At 43.0% G+C, this 20,330-nt stretch carries 16 protein-coding genes; 14 read left to right on the top strand and 2 right to left on the bottom strand.

The annotated features are described in order from the left end of the window. The first annotated feature begins 45 nt into the window (after positions 1–45). The 9 genes from P5V12_RS13330 (at position 46) to P5V12_RS13290 (ending at position 9,144) form a co-directional block, all read left to right on the top strand. Complete coding sequence (locus P5V12_RS13330) at positions 46–4,440, top strand: hypothetical protein (protein WP_316953577.1); 4,395 nt, start codon at positions 46–48, stop codon at positions 4,438–4,440. 470 nt (positions 4,441–4,910) lie between these two features. Beyond that, complete coding sequence (locus tag P5V12_RS13325) at positions 4,911–5,252, top strand: hypothetical protein (RefSeq protein ID WP_316953576.1); 342 nt, start codon at positions 4,911–4,913, stop codon at positions 5,250–5,252. 73 nt (positions 5,253–5,325) lie between these two features. Continuing rightward, the gene (locus tag P5V12_RS13320; RefSeq protein ID WP_316953575.1) at positions 5,326–5,643 is read left to right on the top strand and encodes a hypothetical protein; all 318 of its coding nucleotides are present in this window, start codon (positions 5,326–5,328) and stop codon (positions 5,641–5,643) included. A gap of 69 nt (positions 5,644–5,712) precedes the next feature. Then, the gene (locus tag P5V12_RS13315) at positions 5,713–6,036 is read left to right on the top strand and encodes a hypothetical protein (RefSeq protein WP_316953574.1); all 324 of its coding nucleotides are present in this window, start codon (positions 5,713–5,715) and stop codon (positions 6,034–6,036) included. 74 nt (positions 6,037–6,110) lie between these two features. Then, positions 6,111–6,458: a hypothetical protein gene (locus tag P5V12_RS13310; RefSeq protein ID WP_316953573.1), complete on the top strand. Its 348-nt coding sequence runs from the start codon at positions 6,111–6,113 to the stop codon at positions 6,456–6,458. A 46-nt stretch (positions 6,459–6,504) separates the two neighbouring features. Then, positions 6,505–6,822, top strand: coding sequence for a hypothetical protein (locus tag P5V12_RS13305; protein ID WP_316953572.1), 318 nt, complete (start codon positions 6,505–6,507; stop codon positions 6,820–6,822). Beyond that, positions 6,819–7,523, top strand: coding sequence for a penicillin-insensitive murein endopeptidase (locus P5V12_RS13300; RefSeq protein WP_316953571.1), 705 nt, complete (start codon positions 6,819–6,821; stop codon positions 7,521–7,523). The genes P5V12_RS13305 and P5V12_RS13300 overlap by 4 nt, the downstream gene beginning before the upstream one ends. Positions 7,524–7,712: 189 nt before the next feature. Beyond that, entirely contained in the window at positions 7,713–8,651 is a 939-nt protein-coding gene (locus P5V12_RS13295; RefSeq protein ID WP_316953570.1) for a carbon-nitrogen hydrolase family protein, read from the top strand. Positions 8,652–8,670: 19 nt separating this feature from the next. Continuing rightward, complete coding sequence (locus P5V12_RS13290; RefSeq protein WP_316953569.1) at positions 8,671–9,144, top strand: N-acetyltransferase; 474 nt, start codon at positions 8,671–8,673, stop codon at positions 9,142–9,144. 68 nt (positions 9,145–9,212) lie between these two features. Here P5V12_RS13290 and htpX read toward each other — a convergent pair whose 3' ends face one another. Then, a complete protein-coding gene (gene htpX / locus P5V12_RS13285; RefSeq protein WP_316953568.1) occupies positions 9,213–10,097 on the bottom strand; it encodes a protease HtpX in 885 nt (294 codons plus the stop codon). Between the two features lie 300 nt (positions 10,098–10,397). Here htpX and P5V12_RS13280 point away from each other — a divergent pair, with 300 nt between their 5' ends. Both P5V12_RS13280 and P5V12_RS13275 read left to right on the top strand, forming a co-directional pair. Continuing rightward, a complete protein-coding gene (locus tag P5V12_RS13280; RefSeq protein ID WP_316953567.1) occupies positions 10,398–10,982 on the top strand; it encodes an FMN-binding negative transcriptional regulator in 585 nt (194 codons plus the stop codon). A 25-nt stretch (positions 10,983–11,007) separates the two neighbouring features. Further along, positions 11,008–11,511, top strand: a complete 504-nt coding sequence (locus P5V12_RS13275) for an AAA family ATPase (protein ID WP_316953566.1) — start codon at positions 11,008–11,010, stop codon at positions 11,509–11,511. Between the two features lie 60 nt (positions 11,512–11,571). Here the strand turns inward: P5V12_RS13275 and P5V12_RS13270 are convergent, their stop codons facing one another. Next, positions 11,572–14,484, bottom strand: coding sequence for a PKD domain-containing protein (locus P5V12_RS13270; protein WP_316953565.1), 2,913 nt, complete (start codon positions 14,482–14,484; stop codon positions 11,572–11,574). A gap of 673 nt (positions 14,485–15,157) precedes the next feature. Here P5V12_RS13270 and P5V12_RS13265 point away from each other — a divergent pair. The 3 genes from P5V12_RS13265 to fliD all read left to right on the top strand — a co-directional run bounded on the left by P5V12_RS13265 (position 15,158) and on the right by fliD (position 20,313). Beyond that, positions 15,158–17,533 carry a flagellin gene (locus P5V12_RS13265; protein WP_316953564.1) on the top strand — a complete coding sequence of 792 codons (2,376 nt, stop codon included), beginning with the start codon at positions 15,158–15,160 and terminating at the stop codon, positions 17,531–17,533. Between the two features lie 94 nt (positions 17,534–17,627). Continuing rightward, complete coding sequence (locus tag P5V12_RS13260; protein ID WP_316953563.1) at positions 17,628–18,014, top strand: flagellar protein FlaG; 387 nt, start codon at positions 17,628–17,630, stop codon at positions 18,012–18,014. A 220-nt stretch (positions 18,015–18,234) separates the two neighbouring features. Beyond that, positions 18,235–20,313 carry a flagellar filament capping protein FliD gene (gene fliD / locus P5V12_RS13255; RefSeq protein WP_316953562.1) on the top strand — a complete coding sequence of 693 codons (2,079 nt, stop codon included), beginning with the start codon at positions 18,235–18,237 and terminating at the stop codon, positions 20,311–20,313. The last annotated feature ends 17 nt before the right edge of the window (positions 20,314–20,330 follow it).

Here is a 20,330-nt window from a genome sequence, read left to right as displayed (position 1 = left end):
ACAATCCAAGGATGCCTGTTTTTAACATTAGAGGGATTGTCAACGATGTACGGTATATCCGTTTTAAAAATAATTTTTATTTTACTGTGCTTTTATGTTGGAAATGTAAATGCATTTTCTACCCTAACTGAGGGGATGTTTAAAGATGTTGGAGGTATCTCACCTAACGGAAATGTCATTTTTACCGGGGGAATGATTCAAACCGGTTTAACCGGGAAAAACACCATATCGATTCGTATATCAGGTTGCTCTGATAGTGGAACAGTCTGTATTGGTTCGCAGTTTCAAAATGATTACCAATCTTCTTTATGGACCCATGATGGAGGTCTTTTTGACCTTAACGCTTTTTTCTCCTCGACCAGAATTCAGGTTGGAGACGTCTCCAGGGATGGCGTTATACTAGCGGGCGGGAATCTTGATGGTCGCTCGGGGTTTCGATGGAATCGAATCACAGGGGCTATAGATACAATTCCAACTATCGACGATAGGCCTTACTCGAACCTAAATGTAAATGCTATTTCTCCTTCCGGTGAATATGTCGTTGGAAGAAACAATGCAAATATGCTTGTAGGTATGACCTCTGAATATGAGGCTTTTGTTTGGTCGCAAAAAAATGGAAGTCGAGGTTTAGGGGATTTTCCAGGTGGAGATTATTATAGTGAAGCAACAGGTGTTTCAGATAACGGCGTAGTAGTGGGTTATTCTTATATAGAAGGTGCTCCCATGGCTTTTCGCTGGACTGAGGCAGAAGGTATGCAACCTTTAGGTGAATTAACGCCTGGCTGTGGCAGTATTGCCAGAGATATTTCTGCTGATGGTCGTGTGATTGTAGGTAACAGTTGTCCATATGGATCTTACGCTGATGAGGCTGCTTTCATATGGACTGCGGAACACGGGATGCAAAACCTATCAGAAATAGCGAAAAATACTTACCAGATAAACTTAAATGACCGAAATGGGGACTTTTATTATCATAAAGAATGGCAGCTTCGCGATGCGGTAGGGGTTTCCGATGATGGTAAAACCATTATAGGTAATGGGTATACCCCTAAAGAAGAGTATAAAAGCTGGACGCTAAGGTTGGATGTGCCAGTGGAAAGTGATCTGGATAATGATGGCTTAACCGATGATGAAGAGGTTGCTTTAGGGCTGCCAATTGATAATGCAGACTCAAATAATAACTTTATCAATGACGGTTTAGAGTACGGAAATATTATACGAAGTTCTCTCACCTACGATAATAAAGAGCTAGTTGGAGGAAGAGCTCTAAGTGGTAAGCTTATTCATAATGGCCGTTATACTCTATTCACGAGTTTTGCTGACAATGTTGTTCCTGGAGACACCAATAATACTACTGATCTCTTTCAGCGGAATAATGTGACAGGTGAGGTAATAAGGTTATCAACCACAGAAACTGGTGCACAGTTGAGTAAAGGGATGGGGCCAAGTCCAATGTATTCCATTTCAGATGATGGAAAATTTCTGCTCTTTACTTCCAATTCTCCTGAACTTGAACCCTTTAATTCTAGTGTGTTTTATCCTTATCTTTATTTAAAGAACTTGGAGACAGGCACCATTCGGCTGGTAACCAAATCTCAAGATGGTAGAGCAATTAATTTACGTCATGGTGGGTTTAATATTAGTGCGGATGGCCAATATGTTATTTTTTCTTCTCCAGAAAATGGTTTTGTTGAAGGGGATGCTAACGGTTTTTATGATGTGTTTCTATTTAATACACAGACTAACGTTCTTGAGCGAATTTCCAAAAGTTTCGATGGTGGTGAGTTGGATGGGAGTACTTATGTTGGGAAAATTACATCGGACGGCCGCTACATAACCATGGTTTCTCGCGCCAAAAATATGGTAAATCGAAGCGTTGGTGGGCGTTCAAATATATACTTGTATGACCGAGTGACAAAGAAAACGGAACTGATAACTGTTTCAACCGATGGGTCTGTTAGTCAAAATGAAATTGCAGAAGCGGGTTATCATGAAATCACCGATGACGGAAATACTCTATTATTTTCGTATGAAGGAGATTTATCAGACCCTGCAAACACTCATAAAAAGAATAGGTTGTATATACGAAATCGAGTTGATAATACGACGACAGAGATATTAAAATCGGATGCTAAATATGGCGGAGCAAAACTCTTTCCTGATGGAAAGCATATTGTTTATTGGACGGACGAAAATATTGGTCAAGACAATAATTTTAAATATGATGCTTATATATGGAATAGAGAGACTCAAGTCACGAGAGCTATTTCGATAAATAATAATCATGAGTTAGGGCTAAGTGACAGTTGGTCCCCTGATATTTCTGAAGATGGTCAATATGTACTAATATCCAGTAGATCACGCAATCTTGTGCCTGGAGATACTAATGAGTCAACAGATTTATTCATTGTCAGAAGTGGGCTGCAGCCACCAAATACAGATCCAGCTATCGAATTAACCTCGCCCTTAAACTCGGATGAGTTTATCGTTGGTGATGATATTCAACTTTCGGCTACGGTGACGGATGCAGAAGACGATAATACGACTCTCTCGAATTATGTACGTTGGTTTGTCAATGGTGTAGAGCGTGCAGAAACTGGCGCAACAATAACGATAAACGATCTAGCTGAGGGAGGTTACTTTGTTTATGCTGAAGTAACAGATAGTCAGGGGGCAACGGCTACCAGTCAGGAGGTTGCTTTTTCTGTTTTATCTAATGCTGCCTGGTCACAGGATTTTACCTCCAATAGTTTTGGTTTAACCGGTTTGCCTGATCATTATTCAGTTACAAATGGTGTACTAAATACAACACGTTTAACCGATTGGAGAACCCATGTATTTGAGGTGAATGGAATTCGAACCTACGGATTTAGCGAAAGAGTAATGTTCGTTGGAGAGTTAACTGCAATTAATAGCTGGTATTCGTCTGGCGAATTGGGTTTTGGAATAAAAAATACGACTGAAGTTCGATCAAATATGCGTTATCACTCCGCATTCATGGAAAACGGACGTTGGTATATCCGTACCAATAATGTTTACGGGTGGGATAGCATTATCGAGCTAGGTGCTGCTGAGTTAAATGTCACTTATAAAATTGATGTTGAGCTACATAGCGGAGGCTCGAGCATATATGTGTATCCAGTTGGACAATCGCGAGGAGCTCTCTATGAGCACCATCAGTCCTATACTGATTGGGGGGACGTTACTCTAGTTTTATATAGCAATCAACTTGGTTTGGATGGTTACTTTGATAATATTAAAGAGATCGTTCCTGATGCGATACCAAATAATCCTCCCAGTATAGATATTACTTCGCCGATTAGTGGTTCTGAATATATTCAAGGGGAAATCGTCGATGTTTCCGCTACAGCTACCGATGTTGAGGATGATGATGCTTTACTCTCAGCAACCATTGAATGGTTCGTTGACGGTGTTCTCCAGGCGGAAAAGGGGGCATCAATCTCTTTAATCGATTTGATACATGGTACATACCAAATCGGGGCGCAAGTAACAGATTCCGCCGGTGCTTCAGTTAAAAGTACTGAAGTCACAGTAGTGGTAAACCCAGCTCCAAATAATCCTCCAGTGGTAAATATTTTGTTGCCTGCTGACGGTTCCGAATATTTTGTTGGAGAGGCTATTAGTTTTACCGCTGAGGCTATGGATGTTGAGGACGATGATACGGTTCTTTCTAGTAATATTCAGTGGTTCCTTAATGGTGTATTGAGAGATGAAGTTGGGCCTAGTGTTGTACTTAGCGATTTAGCTTCTGGGTCTCACAGCATTGTTGCTCGCGTTACAGACAGTGCCGGAGATTCGGTTTCCAGTACAGCCGTTAGTGTTATCGTTACGGATCAAACTGGTGGAACAGAAACTATTTTGTGGTCCCAAAACTTTAATACAGATAGTTCTGGTCTAAGCATCTTACCGGATCATGTCTCTGTTTCTGCTGGTAGTTTAAGTTTCAATCGTATGACTGGATGGCAAACTACTCCGTTTCAAATTTATGGCGATCGAAACTATTTTTTCTCCGATCAAGTTACCATTAGAGCCAGAGTTGAAGTTACTGGGAACTGGTATTCTTCTGGAGAGCTAGGGTTTGGCGCAATGAACTCCTCTAGTGTTCGTTCTGGAATGAGATACCACTCAGCATTTATTGAGAACGGCCGCTGGATGGTTCGAACAAATACGGTTTATGGTTATGACTATATCATTGATCTCGGAGCTGCAGAAACGGGAGTCGTTTATCAACTTGAATTAGTTTGTCACGACACAGGAACGAGTCTTTATATTTACCCATTAGGCCAAGATCGAGGTACTTTGTATGAAGATCATCAGAATTTTACCGATTGGGGGGATATGAACATGTATATATACAGTAATCAGTTAGGGTTAACCGGTAAGTTTGATAATTTAGAAGAAGTTGTAACGATTCCTTAATTCCTAGGAAATTGTATTGCTTTAATTCGTGTTCTGGGTGGGTATTTTAGTTTCTCTCGCCCAGAATACTAATTCTAGTGGGGATTACAAATCATACTTATTTTTGATATGAACTTCTCCTGAGTGCAAGTAACTGCAAGTTGTTTATGCTTTTTTCGTCACTCCATTTGGAAATAGACATTTCTGCCTGAATGGAGTTTAATGACAAACAGAAATGCATTCTGTGTTTTTCCGAGAGAGAGCCGCTTCTTGCAGCTAAAGGGAAAAGTGTCTCATTATCAAATACATGGATGTCTCAGATTGTTCAGCCGTGTATGTACATAGGCATATCTTTCCTATCAATAGCCGTTCTATACGAGCTTTCTTCTTATTATTTTATTGGAAATAAAACAATTAGTTGGTGAGAATTGTTTTCATTCGAGTGTTTGAGAAATTATCTCTCTTGTACTGTTAGAAAAATAGGAGTAACAATGAAGTATATATGGCTGTGTTTAACACTTTTTGTGTCAAATTTATCCTTTGCGAACGGATATACGAATACTGCTAATGTGGTTGACTTGGAGATAATTCGAGCCCAAGGTTTTCAGTTAAGGGGGGAGTTTGGTAATCCGTCAAACTGCACCGTAACCAACACGGTTTTTATCTCGGTCCAGCACCCCCAATATGAACGACTGTTGTCTGTTGCGTTAGCTGCCTATATGAGTGGAAAAAAACTCCAAATATATTCTCATCAGTGTACTGAATATGGTTGGCATGGCGGTACGCATAACGAACTGACATCAGCAGGTTCAATGTATCTTAAAAATGAGTAATTTTGAAACTCTGTACGTGATATCTTGCATGATGTTGAATATAACCTGTATTTATTATAAATAGGAAATAAAAATGAAGATTATTATCAGTGTTATTGTATTGTTGTTTTCAGTAAGTTTGAATGCGGCGGAGTTTACTGGGACCGTAAAAGGCTTCTTGGTTCATAGTTCAAAGGTGGCGTATGTTACGCTTGAGAAGGGGAATACGAGTCCGAGTTGTGATCTTGCAAATGGTTGGCAGTTTCAGTTTGACCCTACTTCTGAGCATGGAAAACAATGGGTAAGTATGTTACTTGCTTCTAGAATGTCAAAAATGGAAATAATTGCTGGCTATAATCCAAATACAAGTGGTAATTGTACTCCAACGTATTTTTATTATTATGATTATTAATAAACTGAATGTTTTATAATAGTTGTTTTGTTTAATTCTGTTTATTTCGTTTTACTTTTAGGGTGTTTTATGAAAAAAATGATAGCTATTGTTTTTGCTGTCGTTCTATCAAGTAATATTTATGCTGCCGGTACAGAAGAGTTTACTATTACTGAGGTAGGTGTTACCCGAGGGGGAAACTATGTTTTTTTAAATATTATCCCGAATGAGTCTGTGTCAACTTGTTCAAGGCATAATCAGCTTAGATGGGAAATGACTGATTCAATGTCTGATGCTATGTTGAGCATTGCATTAACAGCGCATGCATCGGGTAAGAAAGTTAAAGTAGGTATTGCGGATAACGATTGCTTAGGTGATTCTCCTCGGCCTGGTAGTTTTACCATAATCAATTAAGGCGGGAAATGACTAAATTGAATACTGTATGTGTTTTAAATATTGCCGAAATTTAAGTCCTAAATGGAGCGACAATGAAAATATTATTACCTTTAAGTTTTGTTCTACTTTTTTTTACATCATTGACTGTTATTGCTAAGCCTGTAGTAAGAGATGTTGTGATTGAGCGTATTCATCCAATGGCTATGGATCGAACTCATTGTCCTAGTTGTTCGGGTATAACCAGAATATACGTGAATAATGTGGCATGGGGAGATACTGCTTGTAGAGGGGATGCAGCTGATCTGTTAAAGGAAGACGAACATATTCTTTCGATTCTGCTTGCTGCCTGGATTTCAGGGAAGTCAATACAGCTTGAAGTAAACGATAGCGTAACGCCAATTGCTCCAGTATGTAAAATTACTGCGGCCTATATTAAATAAATATAATAAGCCAAAGTTGATAGGGATTGATAAAAAGGAGGAGTGGATGTATTTAAAAGAGTATTTATTAGGTTTTTTGGCCTTGGCGTTTTCACCTGTTGTATGTTCTGATTCGGCCACTTATGATCCCTATTGGCAATGGAATAAAAACGTAAAAATTGAAAAAGTTATTGTTTACTGGGAAACATCAGATACCAGAATTTTCTTGTCTAATGGCGAAATTTGTAAAATCAGTAAGACGGACAAGGAATTATATTCAGCTGCGCTTGCTGCAAGAGCACAAGGATTATCTGGAGAGGTTTTATGTCAGAAAGACCCTGTTGAAGGGAATGCTGAACGGCGTGTTCATAGGTTGGCATTTTGAATTATCTATCTTATAGGTTAGTGATTGTACTTTTAACGGGGATTTTTAGTACAGTTCTACTTCCTGTCCTTGTCTCGGCAGAACCCAGTACTTGCTACGGCACAACATCCAATGGTCGTTTAGCTGAAGGTGTAGAGCTTCCATCGAAAGGAACTAATTTTGTTACATACAGCTTCGTCGCTAGACTGGCTGGTAGAACTTATATTCATTCCGATGTAAGGGATATTATTGTTTCAACCTATAAAGTTCTTGAGCAAGAACAGCCAAGTAAGGTCTATAAATACGCTGAGACAGGCTTTAAAAATGGAGGGAAGTTTTCGCCGCACAAAACTCACAGGAATGGTTTATCCGTAGATTTTATGGTTCCAGTTGTGGATGAAAATGGGAAGTCTGTCCATTTGCCGACTAACCCTCTGAATAAGCTTGGTTACAATATTGAGTTTGATAATGACAGTCATTATGACGGAATGCATATTGATTACGAGGCAATGGCTGCACATATTGTCGCGTTGCATCAACAGGCCAAAAAGCGTAACCGAGAAATATGGCGTGTGATATTCGCCCCTGAACTTCAACCGAATTTGTATTCAACCAAATATGCAGACTATTTAAAGTCTCATATTCAGTTCTCTAAAAAGCGTTCTTGGGTAAGGCATGATGAACACTATCATATTGATTTTGTTGTGCCCTGTAAGCAATAGTGTTATCAAGCAGTAAGCAGAAGAATTGAAAAACGGCTTGTTTGTGTTTTCCTGGCAAGGAATGCCATTTACCAAACTTTCAAGTAATAATTCTAAAAACAATAGGCTTTTTTCTGGCAGTCTCTCCTGAATTAACTAGTGTTAAAGACAGTAGTTACTCGTCCGATAGCAAGCCCGTGGGGTTTGGTTATGAAGAAGATAGCCATTATTCAAGAAGCGCCATGTGTTCTTGATAAACAACGTACTGTCAAAAAGGCCGTAGAGATCATTGATTCTGTTGCAGCGCAAGGTGCAGAGCTTGTTGTTTTTCCTGAAGCCTTTATTCCCGGATACCCTGCCTGGATTTGGCGATTGCGGCCGGGCAGTGATGGGAGCTTATGTCAAAGATTACATGCCAGGCTATTTCAGAATGCGATTGATCTGTCCTCCAATGATTTAACACCTCTACTGACTATTGCCAGGGAGAAACAAGTCACCGTGGTATGTGGTATTAACGAACGAGATAACACAAATAGTCGTTCAACGATTTATAACGCTGTAATAACTATTGATGCTGAGGGGCATATTGTTAATCACCATAGGAAGTTAATGCCAACTAACCCTGAACGAATGGTTTGGGGATTTGGTGATGGATATGGTTTAAATGTTGTTGATACGCCAGTTGGAAAAATTGGTAGCTTAATTTGTTGGGAAAACTATATGCCTTTGGCGAGATACGCGTTGTACTCCCAAGGTGTAGAAATATATATTGCACCAACTTATGATAGCGGTGATGCGTGGATTGGAACCATGCAACATATTGCAAGAGAAGGGCGATGCTGGGTGTTATGCTGTGGTGTTGCGCTGGAACGAAAAGATTTACCTGAAAACTTTCCAGATCTGGATCGACTATATCCTGTAGACGAGGAGTGGATTAATCCTGGCGATTCGCTTGTTGTTTCACCGAGCGGTGAAATTGTCGCTGGCCCCTTAACAAACCAGAAAGGGTTTATTGTGCTGGATATTGATGTTGAACAGGCAGCGATATCTCGGCGCGCTTTGGACGTTGCCGGGCATTATTCCCGGCCAGATGTTTTTCATTTAGAAGTAAATAAGTCCAGGCCGTCACCGACGGTTTTTAAAGGGTAGGGTAGGATAACGATACTAAATGTCTGTTGCTGTTAAACAGGCTGATGTTCATGGCAGTAAGAGAAGTATGATCCGAAACTATAAAAGCCGGGATATGAACTCCATTCTGGGCATTTGGCTTTCGGCCTCAGTGGAGGCCCACCATTTTATTCCCTCCGAGTTTTGGCAATCAAAAGTAGAGGATATGCGAAACCTCTATATCCCTGTATCAGAAACCTATGTGTTTGAGGCTGATGGAAAAATCGTTGGGTTTTATTGTTTATATGGCGATACGTTGGCAGCGATTTTTGTTTTACCTAACCATCAGGGTAAAGGAATAGGAAGCGCTTTGATGAACGATGCCAAGAAAAGGCGTAAGCAACTCCAGTTGACTGTATATAAAATGAATTCTTCGAGTACTGAATTCTATAAAAAACACGGATTTGTTATCGCCGGTGAACAAATCGATACAAATACCGGGCAGCCAGAGCTGATGATGGAATATAGGATGTAAGCCGGGTTAAATTATTGGGATAAGGAGGCAATGTCATTCTCAAACAACATGCCTCCTAAAATGTCTCGTTATTTAATATCAGTGCTTCGTTGCAAAGCTTCAATGCGTGCTTCCAGTGGTGGATGGCTGGAGAATAGCAACTGTACTTTGCCCGCGTTAATGGCAAAGGCTGACATCTCCTCCGGCATCGGGGGAGCGTTGTGTTGCGTTTGCAGTGCGCGCAAGGCGGAGATCATGTTTTGTTTTCCGGCGAGTTTTGCTCCTCCCGCATCCGCGCGATATTCCCGCCAGCGGGAAAACCACATGACAATGGTTGTGGCGAGAATGCCTAGCACGACTTCGGCGATCATAGAAACAATCCAAAAGCCGGGCCCGTGTCCACGCTCTACCTTGAAAATCAATCGGTCCACCAGGAAGCCAATAACACGGGAAACAAATACGACGAAGGTATTCACTACACCCTGAATCAACGCCAGAGTGACCATATCGCCATTGGCAACGTGGCTGACTTCGTGGGCGAGAACAGCCTCAACTTCTTCCCTGCCCATTGTTTGTAATAAACCCGTACTTACTGCCACTAACGCGTTGTTACGGTTCCAACCGGTGGCAAAAGCGTTAGGAGAAGGGTGGTTAAATATACCCACTTCCGGCATGCCGATACCGGCTTGAGACGCCTGGCGGCGAACGGTATCAACCAACCAGTGTTCAACCTGATTACCGGGTTGCGTAATGACGGCGACTTTCATTGAGGCTTTTGCCATGAATTTGGACAATAGCAAAGAGATGAATGAGCCGCTGAAACCAATTACTGCCGCATAAATAAGCAAAGCATTGAGGTCGAGGTCAACGCCGTTTTCCTTTAGCAGACCACCTATGCCCAATAGGCTGAAGGTCAGGCTTAACAAGGCCAGTACAGCAATATTTGACCCTAGGAAAAGTAAGATTCGTAGCATTAAATTGCTCCAGTTAAATGTATTAATAAGCAGTTAAAATCCAGTGGGTACCAAGCACCTTATAATGACTGTGTGGGGGAATTTCAATGACTGAACGACAAAATAATTCCGGATTTTTCCGTAATTTGCTTGCATAGGACGACATAGGTGAGTGAAAGTAGAAGACAATTAAAACTCCATTATCATTCCGTTATCAGTCTTATATTGTTACCCGCCTGTTACTTGTTCAATAACGGTTTGTAGGAGCTTGTTAAATGATCGGTCGATGAATTGTTTATGGAAGATCTACAAGGATAAATTATGCATATACCTAAGTACTTTGAGATTACCGATAAGGAAGAGATCTTGTCTTTTGTCCAGGCGAATGCATTTGGCCAACTGATTTCTCATGTTTCTGGCAGGATATTTTCCACACATATGCCGTTTCTATTGTCGAACGACAATACGAAAATGTTGGGGCATCTGGCAGGAAACAATCCTCAATGTAATGAACTGGATGGTCAGGAGGTAATGATTACTTTAGAAGGGCCGCATGATTATATTTCACCTTCCTGGTATAAAAGCCCCGGTGTGCCCACCTGGAATTATCAAGCTGTTCATATTTACGGACGTGCACGCATTTTTACGGATTTGGACAGGCTTCAATATGTGGTGGATAAACTCACGGAAAAATATGAGTCGCTTTTAACTCCACCCTGGCAACCTGAATACAATAACGCCATGCTCAAAGCGATTGTTGGTGTTGAAATCTCAATCGATGATATTCAGTGCCAATATAAATTGAGTCAGAATCGTTCGGCTGAAGATAGGGAGCAGGTGATTGATCGATTATGTGATTTGGGTTCGATTAAGCTTGCTGAAGCCATGAAGCGTGTTTCCGAATAACTTATACAATCCAGTGTGAGATCTCATGAGTAAACCTAAGCTGTACATATTTTCCGGGCTTCCTGGTGTGGGGAAAAGTACACTGGCTCAAGAGCTGGCGAGAATCACCCACGCTTTTTATTTACGCATAGATACGATAGAACAGGCATTAAGAGATTTGTGTAATTATTCTGTCGAAGGTGAAGGGTATCGATTAGCATACAGAATTGCATCCGATAACCTTAGGCTGGGCAAAAGCGTTATAGCAGATTCATGTAACCCTATCACGTTGACTCGCGGAGAATGGAATGACGTTGCGATAAACAGTAGTGCTGATTCTGTGAATATTGAAATTATCTGCTCCGACAAAATGGAGCATCGTCAGCGTGTAGAACTTCGTCAATCAACAGTGCCGAATCTTAAACTATCTACATGGGATGAAATTGAAAATAGGGAATACCATCAATGGAATTGCGATAGGTTTATTATTGATACGGCTGGAAAATCTGTATTGGATTGTGTGATGGAAATTCAAAAGCACATCAGCTAAAAACTAATCCCCGGTATTTCTCCTGGGGATTAGTTGATTCAATATTAATTCTTCAAAGTATTACTGAACTTGAGCAGGTTGGTAGGGTGAATCGTTGACTAATTCAAACTCAAGCATGTTGACGCCATTCCATTCGGCAAAACGTTTTACAATGGCAGTATTTTCAGCTTCTTTTAATAGATAGATGGTTTTATTTTGCCAATCATAAGAATAGCTTTCTGTCTCGGGTTCATTGGCTGCGAGCAAAATCTGTTTGATAAAATCTAATTCAATTACGCCGCTGGTAGGTCGATATACTCCAGTTTCAAAATTAATTTCATATAAATTTGAGTAACTTAAAAAATAAATCTTTGAGCTGGTTTGATCGTAGTAAAATGATCCCGTTGGGTCAAAACTATTTCCCTTTATGATCTTATTAACGTTTTCCAGTAGAGTAATCTTGCCTGACTCAAAATTAATGTGACTGAACTCTCCTGTTGTTTTACCTGGAGTGGTATGGCGTTTTACGATAGCGCTTTTTGCATCGGAAGCAATTGACATCTCATCAGCAAAAATGGGGTCATACGACGCGGATTGATAAATGGTTGATCTTTCTCCTGTCGTGGTATTAATGCGGATAATGTTTTTTCCGTCTGAAGCGATAACATTCCCGGTTTGAGGGTCTATAGAAGCAAATTGTGCTGCAGAGTAGAGGTATCCAGGTAGGCTCGGGTCTGTGATGGCTGACGAAATTAAAGCGCGAGTGTATTGGTCGCAGTGTCGTTCAACCAAAGTGTTATCGGAATACATGATATAGAACTTACTCTCACAACTACCAGTAATGACTTCGGCTTGTTGATTGGTTTGCGGCAGGTTCTTGAAAAAGACGACATCGCTATCGTGTGTGTTATAGGAAACTTTCAGTGCTCTCACTTCTTCAACATGTCTGCGGTCACTGTACCCCAGTCCAGAGTATGAAAGTTGCCATAGACCTTGGGCATCAGAGGTTGACGAAACTGAGTTTGAATCGCTACGCCATATGGATGCCAGGATTGGTAACGATGCGCCCAAACCGTCTTGCGTGATCGAGCCGTTTGCGATCAGATCATCTCCCAATACCACTTGTCCGTGATTAGGCTCGTGAATAGTAATCTGAGTGGATGTGGAGGATAGTGGTAAAATGTCGATGGAAAAGTCTTTGGTTACGATTTCATTGGTATCGCCGATAACCGTGAGTCTGAATGACAAATTTTGTTGTACATCTGTTTCGGGGGCGATGAATTTCCATTCTTGAGGATTGACACGGGCCAGCCATATTTCTGGGCCGGTTAATTGTGTTATATAGGATTGTCGAGTTAATCCGTCGGGATCATGAAACGATGCAATTATCGAGCGTTGCGTCCCTGAATACACTGAATTAATACCGTAAATTGTGCCTATAACGGGCAGTTGGTTTTTGTTCTGGATGGTGATACTTACCGTTGCCGTGTCTGTTTCACCAAACAGGTCGGATACGGTGAGTTGAAATCGAAATTGTGTGTCTTCAGATAGGTTATCTATAGAAACGTTGGCATCTGATGAATTGCTATTCCTAATATTTACATCAGGCCCCGACAGCTGGCTCCATTGATAACTGACGATATTGTTATCGACATCACTTGAGCCACTGCCAGTTAGCGTTACCCGGGTTCTTTCATCTGCTGTTGTCGGTGCCGTTGCAACAGCTACTGGCGCGGCATTGGATGGATAGACGGTGATATCGACCGTTGCTGCGTCTTCTAACCCGGAAGCATCGACAACGCGTAACTGGAATGACAGGGTTTCTACGCTGGTCACGGTTGGTGCATTAAAGCTGAGGATAGGTTCGGATGCGCTGATGCCAGAGATGGGCGTTCCCTGAGTTTGGCTCCAGTAATAATGAGTGATTCCCAAATCGTCTGTTGAACCAGAACCATCCAATTGCACGTTATTACCGGTAAGCACATAGGTAAGTGATGCATTGAGCACGGCTTTCGGACTGACAGGAGGGCTCATGGTGACAGTGACTTGGTCCGAGTGAAATAGGCCCCTATTGTCGGTAACGGTCAGCTCAAAAACATAAGTTTGCTGAGAGTATGTTTCTGGGAGACGAACCTGCATTTGGCTATAGGACTGATGGATAATCTCGAGCTTTTCGCCGGAAATCTGCTGCCAGTTATAGCTTTGAATGGGAGACGAGCCCATGTTGGCCGCTCCCTGTAATAGTACAGTGCCGAACGGCGGAGCAGACTGATCATTACCTGCAACTGCTGTCGGTGGAGTTGGTTGGACGACTGTAAGTGTTATTAAGTCGGTGTCTGTTTGTCCGCTGGTGCTGGTTGCGGTCAGCTGAAAAGTAAATGTATTTTCAGCAGATAGATCTGGCAACGTAACTTGGGCAGTACATTGGTTTGGGTTGGTAATGACGAGGGTCGCGCCGGAAGTTTGTTCCCATGCGCAGCTATCGGTGTTTGTGGATTGGCTGGACAAGGTCACAAGGTTGCCGGGAATACCTGTTTGATCACTCCCTGCATTAGCACGGGGTGATGTGTCAACAACGGTGACCACAACGCGAGCAGTGGGTTTACCTGCAAGAATGTCGGTATAAATCACCCCCTCTGCGTCAAGTTGAACCAGGAAGATAAGGTCACGATTACTGGAAACCATTGGTGCCGTGAACGTAATGGTGTCGGTATTCGTACCTTGTAAGTCTGGGAGTAATGAGGCAAAAACGGTCAGCCATGAATAGGAAAGTTTAGGGTTTGCACCGGAAGCTCGGCCGGTCGCTTTGATTGTGACCTTTTCGCCCTCATTGACGGTCATTGTTTGGGGAGCGGATATGCTGAGTTTTACCTCTTTTACCGTGAATTCCTGATACTCTGTGCCGCCCGAGCCGCCTGCGCCACCACCACAGCCTACGAATACTAATAAAGAAAGAAAAAAGAGCGCTTTTTTACCGCATTGAATGACGTTCATAAGTACGTTTCCGTTTTTAATTACTGTTCTTCCTGGATTGGCACATACCTAATCTTCCATTAAGCCAAATACCTCTCTCCAAGATTTGATGCCAGCTGGGTGTAAAGTGATTACCGAAAACACCCGAAAGGCTGATTTTTGTCAGTCTGACTTTCTTATGTCATGTTTATATGTTCTTTGACACTTTATTGACTGATGTGACTAGTGTAATTGCGCTACCGCAATTTAAACAGATGTTTCTAAGCGGGAAGAAACTAACTCTCGTTGCATGTTATTAGTTGATCGACCGGAAGAAACTCTCTGTACCAGATTTTGGGGCCGTCGTATGGACGTCTTAGGGCAATAATCAGCTCTATATGCATTTGGGTAATGATATCCGCTCTTAAAGTAACCAATTAATTTAAGAAAAAATCACAATTATTTTTTGACGGAAAAATAAGGGTGTGTTTTTTGCTGTTCCAAGCCGTTGAATTTGTTAGATAAATTTATTAATTACTGAGAGTGATGATATTTATCTATCTGTTTACCCCCACTAAAGTTTGAATTCCTCGTGCCGTTATCCCAGGTAAGAGACGTTAGGGCCCAGTTCACAAAACTCCCTGACGCTTCCTTAAGAAGCTTTTGCTAGTCACTGACGGCTGGCTTTGGTTAATTCAAACGTGGGAGTCTTACCATGGCACTAGTTGTAAATAGTAATATTTCTTCACTGAATGCTCAGCGTCAGTTGAACTCTTCAAGTATGGACTTGGAGAGAGCAAGCGAACGTTTGGCTTCAGGTAAAAGAATCAACTCCGCCGCGGATGACGCAGCGGGTCTCGCAATTTCTAACCGTCAAACTTCTCAGATCAGAGGTTTGAACCAAGCAATTCGTAATGCAAACGATGGTGCTTCTCTTATTCAAACCGCCGAAGGTGCGTTGGAAGAGTCCACCAACATTTTGCAACGTATGCGTGAGCTATCTATCCAGTCTGCTAACGGCATCTACTCTGATGCTGACCGGGCAACTCTGGATGCAGAGGTTCAGCAACTTGTTGCAGAATTGGATCGTATTTCTGAAACCACCAGCTTTAACGGTCAAAAAGTATTGGACGGAAGTCTAGGCAGTGTTGACCTACAAGTGGGTTCAGAAGCGAATCAAATCATTTCTTTCTCCATTGCAGAAACCAGTACCAAAACTCTAGGTCTTGGTTCAACCACCAGCGATTTAAGTGGCGACAACATCAGTGCAACGTTCAGCATCGATGATGGCGACATTGAAATTAATGGCCAAGGTTTAAGTGCAATCGATTTGTCACAAGCTGACGAAAATCTGGATGACCTTATCGCTGACATTAACAACAATGTTGATGGCGTTAGCGCATCTGCCTACAACGTCTTTGAAGGTACTGGCGCTGCGGATGGTGTACTAGCAAGCACTGATAGTTTCGACATCGTGGTTGGCTCCATCGACGGCTCTGCTGCAACTACCTTCACCATTGGCGGTACAGGTGTTACCACATCCAGCCTGGATGAAATGGTTGCCCTTATCAATGAAAAAACTGGCGGCGCGGTTACAGCAAGCATTGCTGAAGACTCAGGTCGTTTAGTACTCAGTAATGATACTGGCGGAACCATCACCGTTAACAACTTCCAAAACGGTGCCACAGCAGCGAATGTTGGCTTCACCTCTGGTGATTCTCAAACCGGTAGCCTGGCGTTAACTTCAGACGACGGTAGTGCAATTACCGTGACTAAAGGTGCGAATGGTACTGATACCGACCTTGAAGGCTTTGGCTTCCAGGAAATCGCAGCGGCGGGTGAAGTAAAAGGTGGTGCTAACGGCACAACTGTCGACGGACAAACTGTTGATTTCACTACTGCGCTTACTGCAAATGACTTGGTGATCAACGGTGTCGCCATTGATGCAAGCAACACTGACACCTTGCAAGGTAAAGTGGCCAACATCAATGCGGTAACTGATGAAACCAATGTAGTGGCTTCCATCGATGCTTCTGAGTCCTACGGTGCAGACCTTACCCAGCAAGTTAACGAGCTTACCTTAACTGGTACCTTGAACGTAGTCGCTACCAATACCTTTGATATCAACGGTATTACGGTAACTGTAGGCGCAACCGCAGGTGCAACCGCGACAGCATCAGAATTGGCAGCCGACATTAACGGTACTGCGAATATTGGTGTGACCGCCTACGTAGATGACGACGATCAGCTACACCTATACGGTACTGGCCCAATCGAAGTCACTGACGGTACTGTAGCCGGTGCGCTTTCCACTCAGTTCATTGATATCGGCGGTAACGCGGTAGCGGATGACACTGCAGAAGCTTCTGTTGCTGCAACCACAGTGACTACTGGTTCGATCAAAATCAACGGTACTGAAATTACTGGTATCGACTTGAGCAGTGTGGACGCGATGTTAACCGACATCAATGCTCAAACAGTGACTACTGGTGTAACTGCGGCGATTGATGAAAACGGTGAGCTTGAATTCTCCGGTACATCTTCGATCACACTTGAGCTAGGTAATACCCTCGGTGGAGCAACCGCAACAGCATTGGGTATTTCCTTCCCTGGTGCGAGCGCTGGTGACAACTTGGTTGACCCAATCACCATTGGTGCAACGCTCAAGCTGGATACCATCGGTGGACAATCACTTTCCGTGGAAACAACCGCTAATGGTGCGGCTTCTACAGGCCTACGTAGCTTGAATACAGACCTTAGTGCAACAGTCACTGGCTCTGCAATCTCCAACATCAGTGTTGCGACAGTCTCCGGTGCTCAGAATGCGATTGCTTCGATCGACCAGGCACTTGAAACCATCAACGACACTCGGTCTCAGTTGGGTGCGATCAGTAACCGTCTTGACTTTACAGTGTCTAACTTGAGTAACGTTTCTGAGAATACTGCAGCGGCAAGATCTCGAGTTGTGGATGCGGACTTCGCCTCAGAAACTGCTGAGTTGAGTCGAGCTCAAGTGTTGCAACAAGCCTCTCAAGCAATGTTGGCTCAAGCAAACGCACGACCTCAACAAGTTCTTTCACTCCTACAGTAAGCCGGAGGTTAAAGTCGAGTTAACCGACATGTAAAGTGGTTCAGGCTGGCGGGGTAAAACCCGCCGGCTTTGGCCGTAGAAAGAGGGTAAACCCATGAATGAAGTTAGAAATATTCAGACGGCTAACCGGTTGGTGGCCAGTTCTGCTTCATCTAAGGGGGCTGTCGAAGCTCAGCCGCGTACCAGCGGCAAAGATTTGCCCAAATCTATAGAAAAACCCGCAGACTCAGAACAGCCACAAGCTGTACACGAGACGCAGCAAAAACTGCAATCGGCGGTGGAATCGATTAACAGCTATGTGCAATCCGTTCAGCGAGACCTAGAGTTTTCGGTGGATGAGGAGCTGAACCAGACGGTTGTTAAGGTAGTCGATAGTGATTCAGGAGAGCTTATCCGGCAAATTCCTGAGGACATTTTCTTAGAGTTGGCGCGAAAATTGAAGGATGATGGGGAGTTTCGATTGCTGAACGCGCTTGGATAGCTAGACAAAACATCCGGTGTTCTACACTGGGCTTAGATATCGCAAAAATGGCGTTCAGGCTACTGGGCGTCTTTTTGCGTTTTAGTACATTTAATGCTCAATGTTTTTTCTGTGCTGCCGATACATAGTATGAGTTCAACTCCCTTTGCATAATGCGAGGTGACGTCGTTCAAAGGAGTGATTTGGATAGGACATGCGGTTCCTATCGAGGTAGAGCCTTATGATTGAAAATGACATTATCAAAACTCTGGGTGCGGGCTCAGGTATTGATACCAACAGCCTGGTTAAGCAGTTGACGGCGATTGAACGATCGGCGCCGCAAGAGCGTATTACCAGCACGCGGGAAAAAACGGAAACACAAATATCGGACTACGGTATTCTCAGCAGCGCACTGGCAACCTTGCAAGATGCGGCGAAAACCTTAACCGATCCAGAAGGTTTATTCAGTAAAAGTGCGGCCTTTACCGAAAGCAACGCACTGGTTCCTACCGAATTATCCACCGACGTCCAGCCAGGGGTGTATTCCTTTACGGTTGAAGACGTTGCACAGTCTCAAAACCTTGCCTTTGAAGCATTTTCTTCCGTAGACGATGCGGTTGGAGAAGGCACCTTAACTTTTAATTTTGGCACCTGGACACGGGACGGCAGCGACAACCCAACTGCGTTCACCGTGGATAATGCACAAGAGCCAGTCACCATTACGATTGACAGCACCAACAACACGCTTGAAGGCTTACGTGATGCCATTAACGATGCGGATTTTGGTGTTCAGGCCTCTATTATTAATGATGGTTCAGGCTATCGTTTGTCGATTGTTGCGGCATCCGGTGTAGGTAATGAACTGGAAATCACCGTTGAAGAAGCCGGTGGTGCGCCCAGTAATACAGACGGCAATGATTTATCCCGTTTTGCGTTTAATACTGGTGTAACCAGTTTTGAAAATGTTGAAACTCAAATTGGGAAAGACGCGGTATTAACGTTGAATGGTTTAACTATTAATCGTTCTTCGAACACCATTGATGACATTGTGGAAGGCTTATCACTCGATGTTTTAAAAGCCGCACCAGGTGAAAAAGTCACGATCACCGTCACAGAAGATAAAGCCTTTGCTGAGCAAACAGTACGGGATTTTGTTGAAGCATATAATCTTTTTCTGGAAGCGCTTGAACCGATTATGGGCACGTCGGAAGTCGAAAACGATGATGGCTCAACCTCCACCGTGGTCGGCTCATTGGCTCGGGATTCCCTGGCTAAATCGACACTGTCCAGTATCCGTAATTTGATTTCCAGTACGGTAACCGGTTTGGCCGATTCCAATTTCACCTCTCTTACCAATCTGGGAATTCGTACAGAATTAGATGGTACGCTCAGTATTAATGAGAAAGAATTTACCAAAGCCTTCGATGAACGCTTTGAAGATATTCAAAAATTATTTGCTCCGCGTAATACGTCTTCTGATCCAAATATATATGTAAATTCCACCAATGATGCCACTTCACCGGGGCAATACGATATTGTGATTACCACACCACCTTCCCGTGGCGTGTATACCGGTGGAACATTAGCGAATATGACTTTCCCGAATTTTGACAGCACGGGCAAAGATTACAGTTTTACCGCTCAGGTAAATGGTGTGACGACCAATACCATTACCATTCCCGAAGGTACCTATGCCAGTCAAGCCGATTTAGCTTCCGCTATGCAAACGGCCATTAATGCGGATACCAACCTATCTGAGGAAGGTCACTCTGTACTGGTTTCTTATGATTCGGATAATGACCGCTTTTTAATTACATCAACCAAATATGACACCTCTTCGCAGGTAAATATTACCGCTGCCAGTGCCGACACTCTGGCGGATTTAGGTCTGGTCATCGCCAATGGCACCAGCGGGAATAAAGTTTCGGGTACTATCAATGGCGTAGCCGGTTTTGGTACCAGTAATGTGTTGTTGCCTAAGTTGGGGGAACCAGGTGAAGGGTTGGCGATGATCATCGGTGAAAACTCCACCTCGGCGACGATCAACTTCTCCCGTGGTTTTGCCGGCGAATTAAGTGACTTGATCGAAGAGTTTCTCTCTTCTGATGGTCTGATTGCTAAACGTGAAGAAGTGCTGGATAAGAAACTCGAAACGTTAGATGACGATCAGGATAGCCTGGATCGTAAAATGGAAGCCTTTGAAGAACGTTTGCGCCAACAATATATTGCCATGGAGCGTATATTAAGCGGGTTAAGCAGTTCTGGTTCCTTCCTGGAAAACTTGCTCGATACGCTACCGTTTACTGCCAAGCGGGATTAATTCATTCTCTCAGACAA

The organism is Teredinibacter sp. KSP-S5-2, assembly GCF_032773895.1.
GTDB lineage: Bacteria > Pseudomonadota > Gammaproteobacteria > Pseudomonadales > Cellvibrionaceae.
This window is presented reverse-complemented; position numbering and strand designations above follow the sequence as displayed.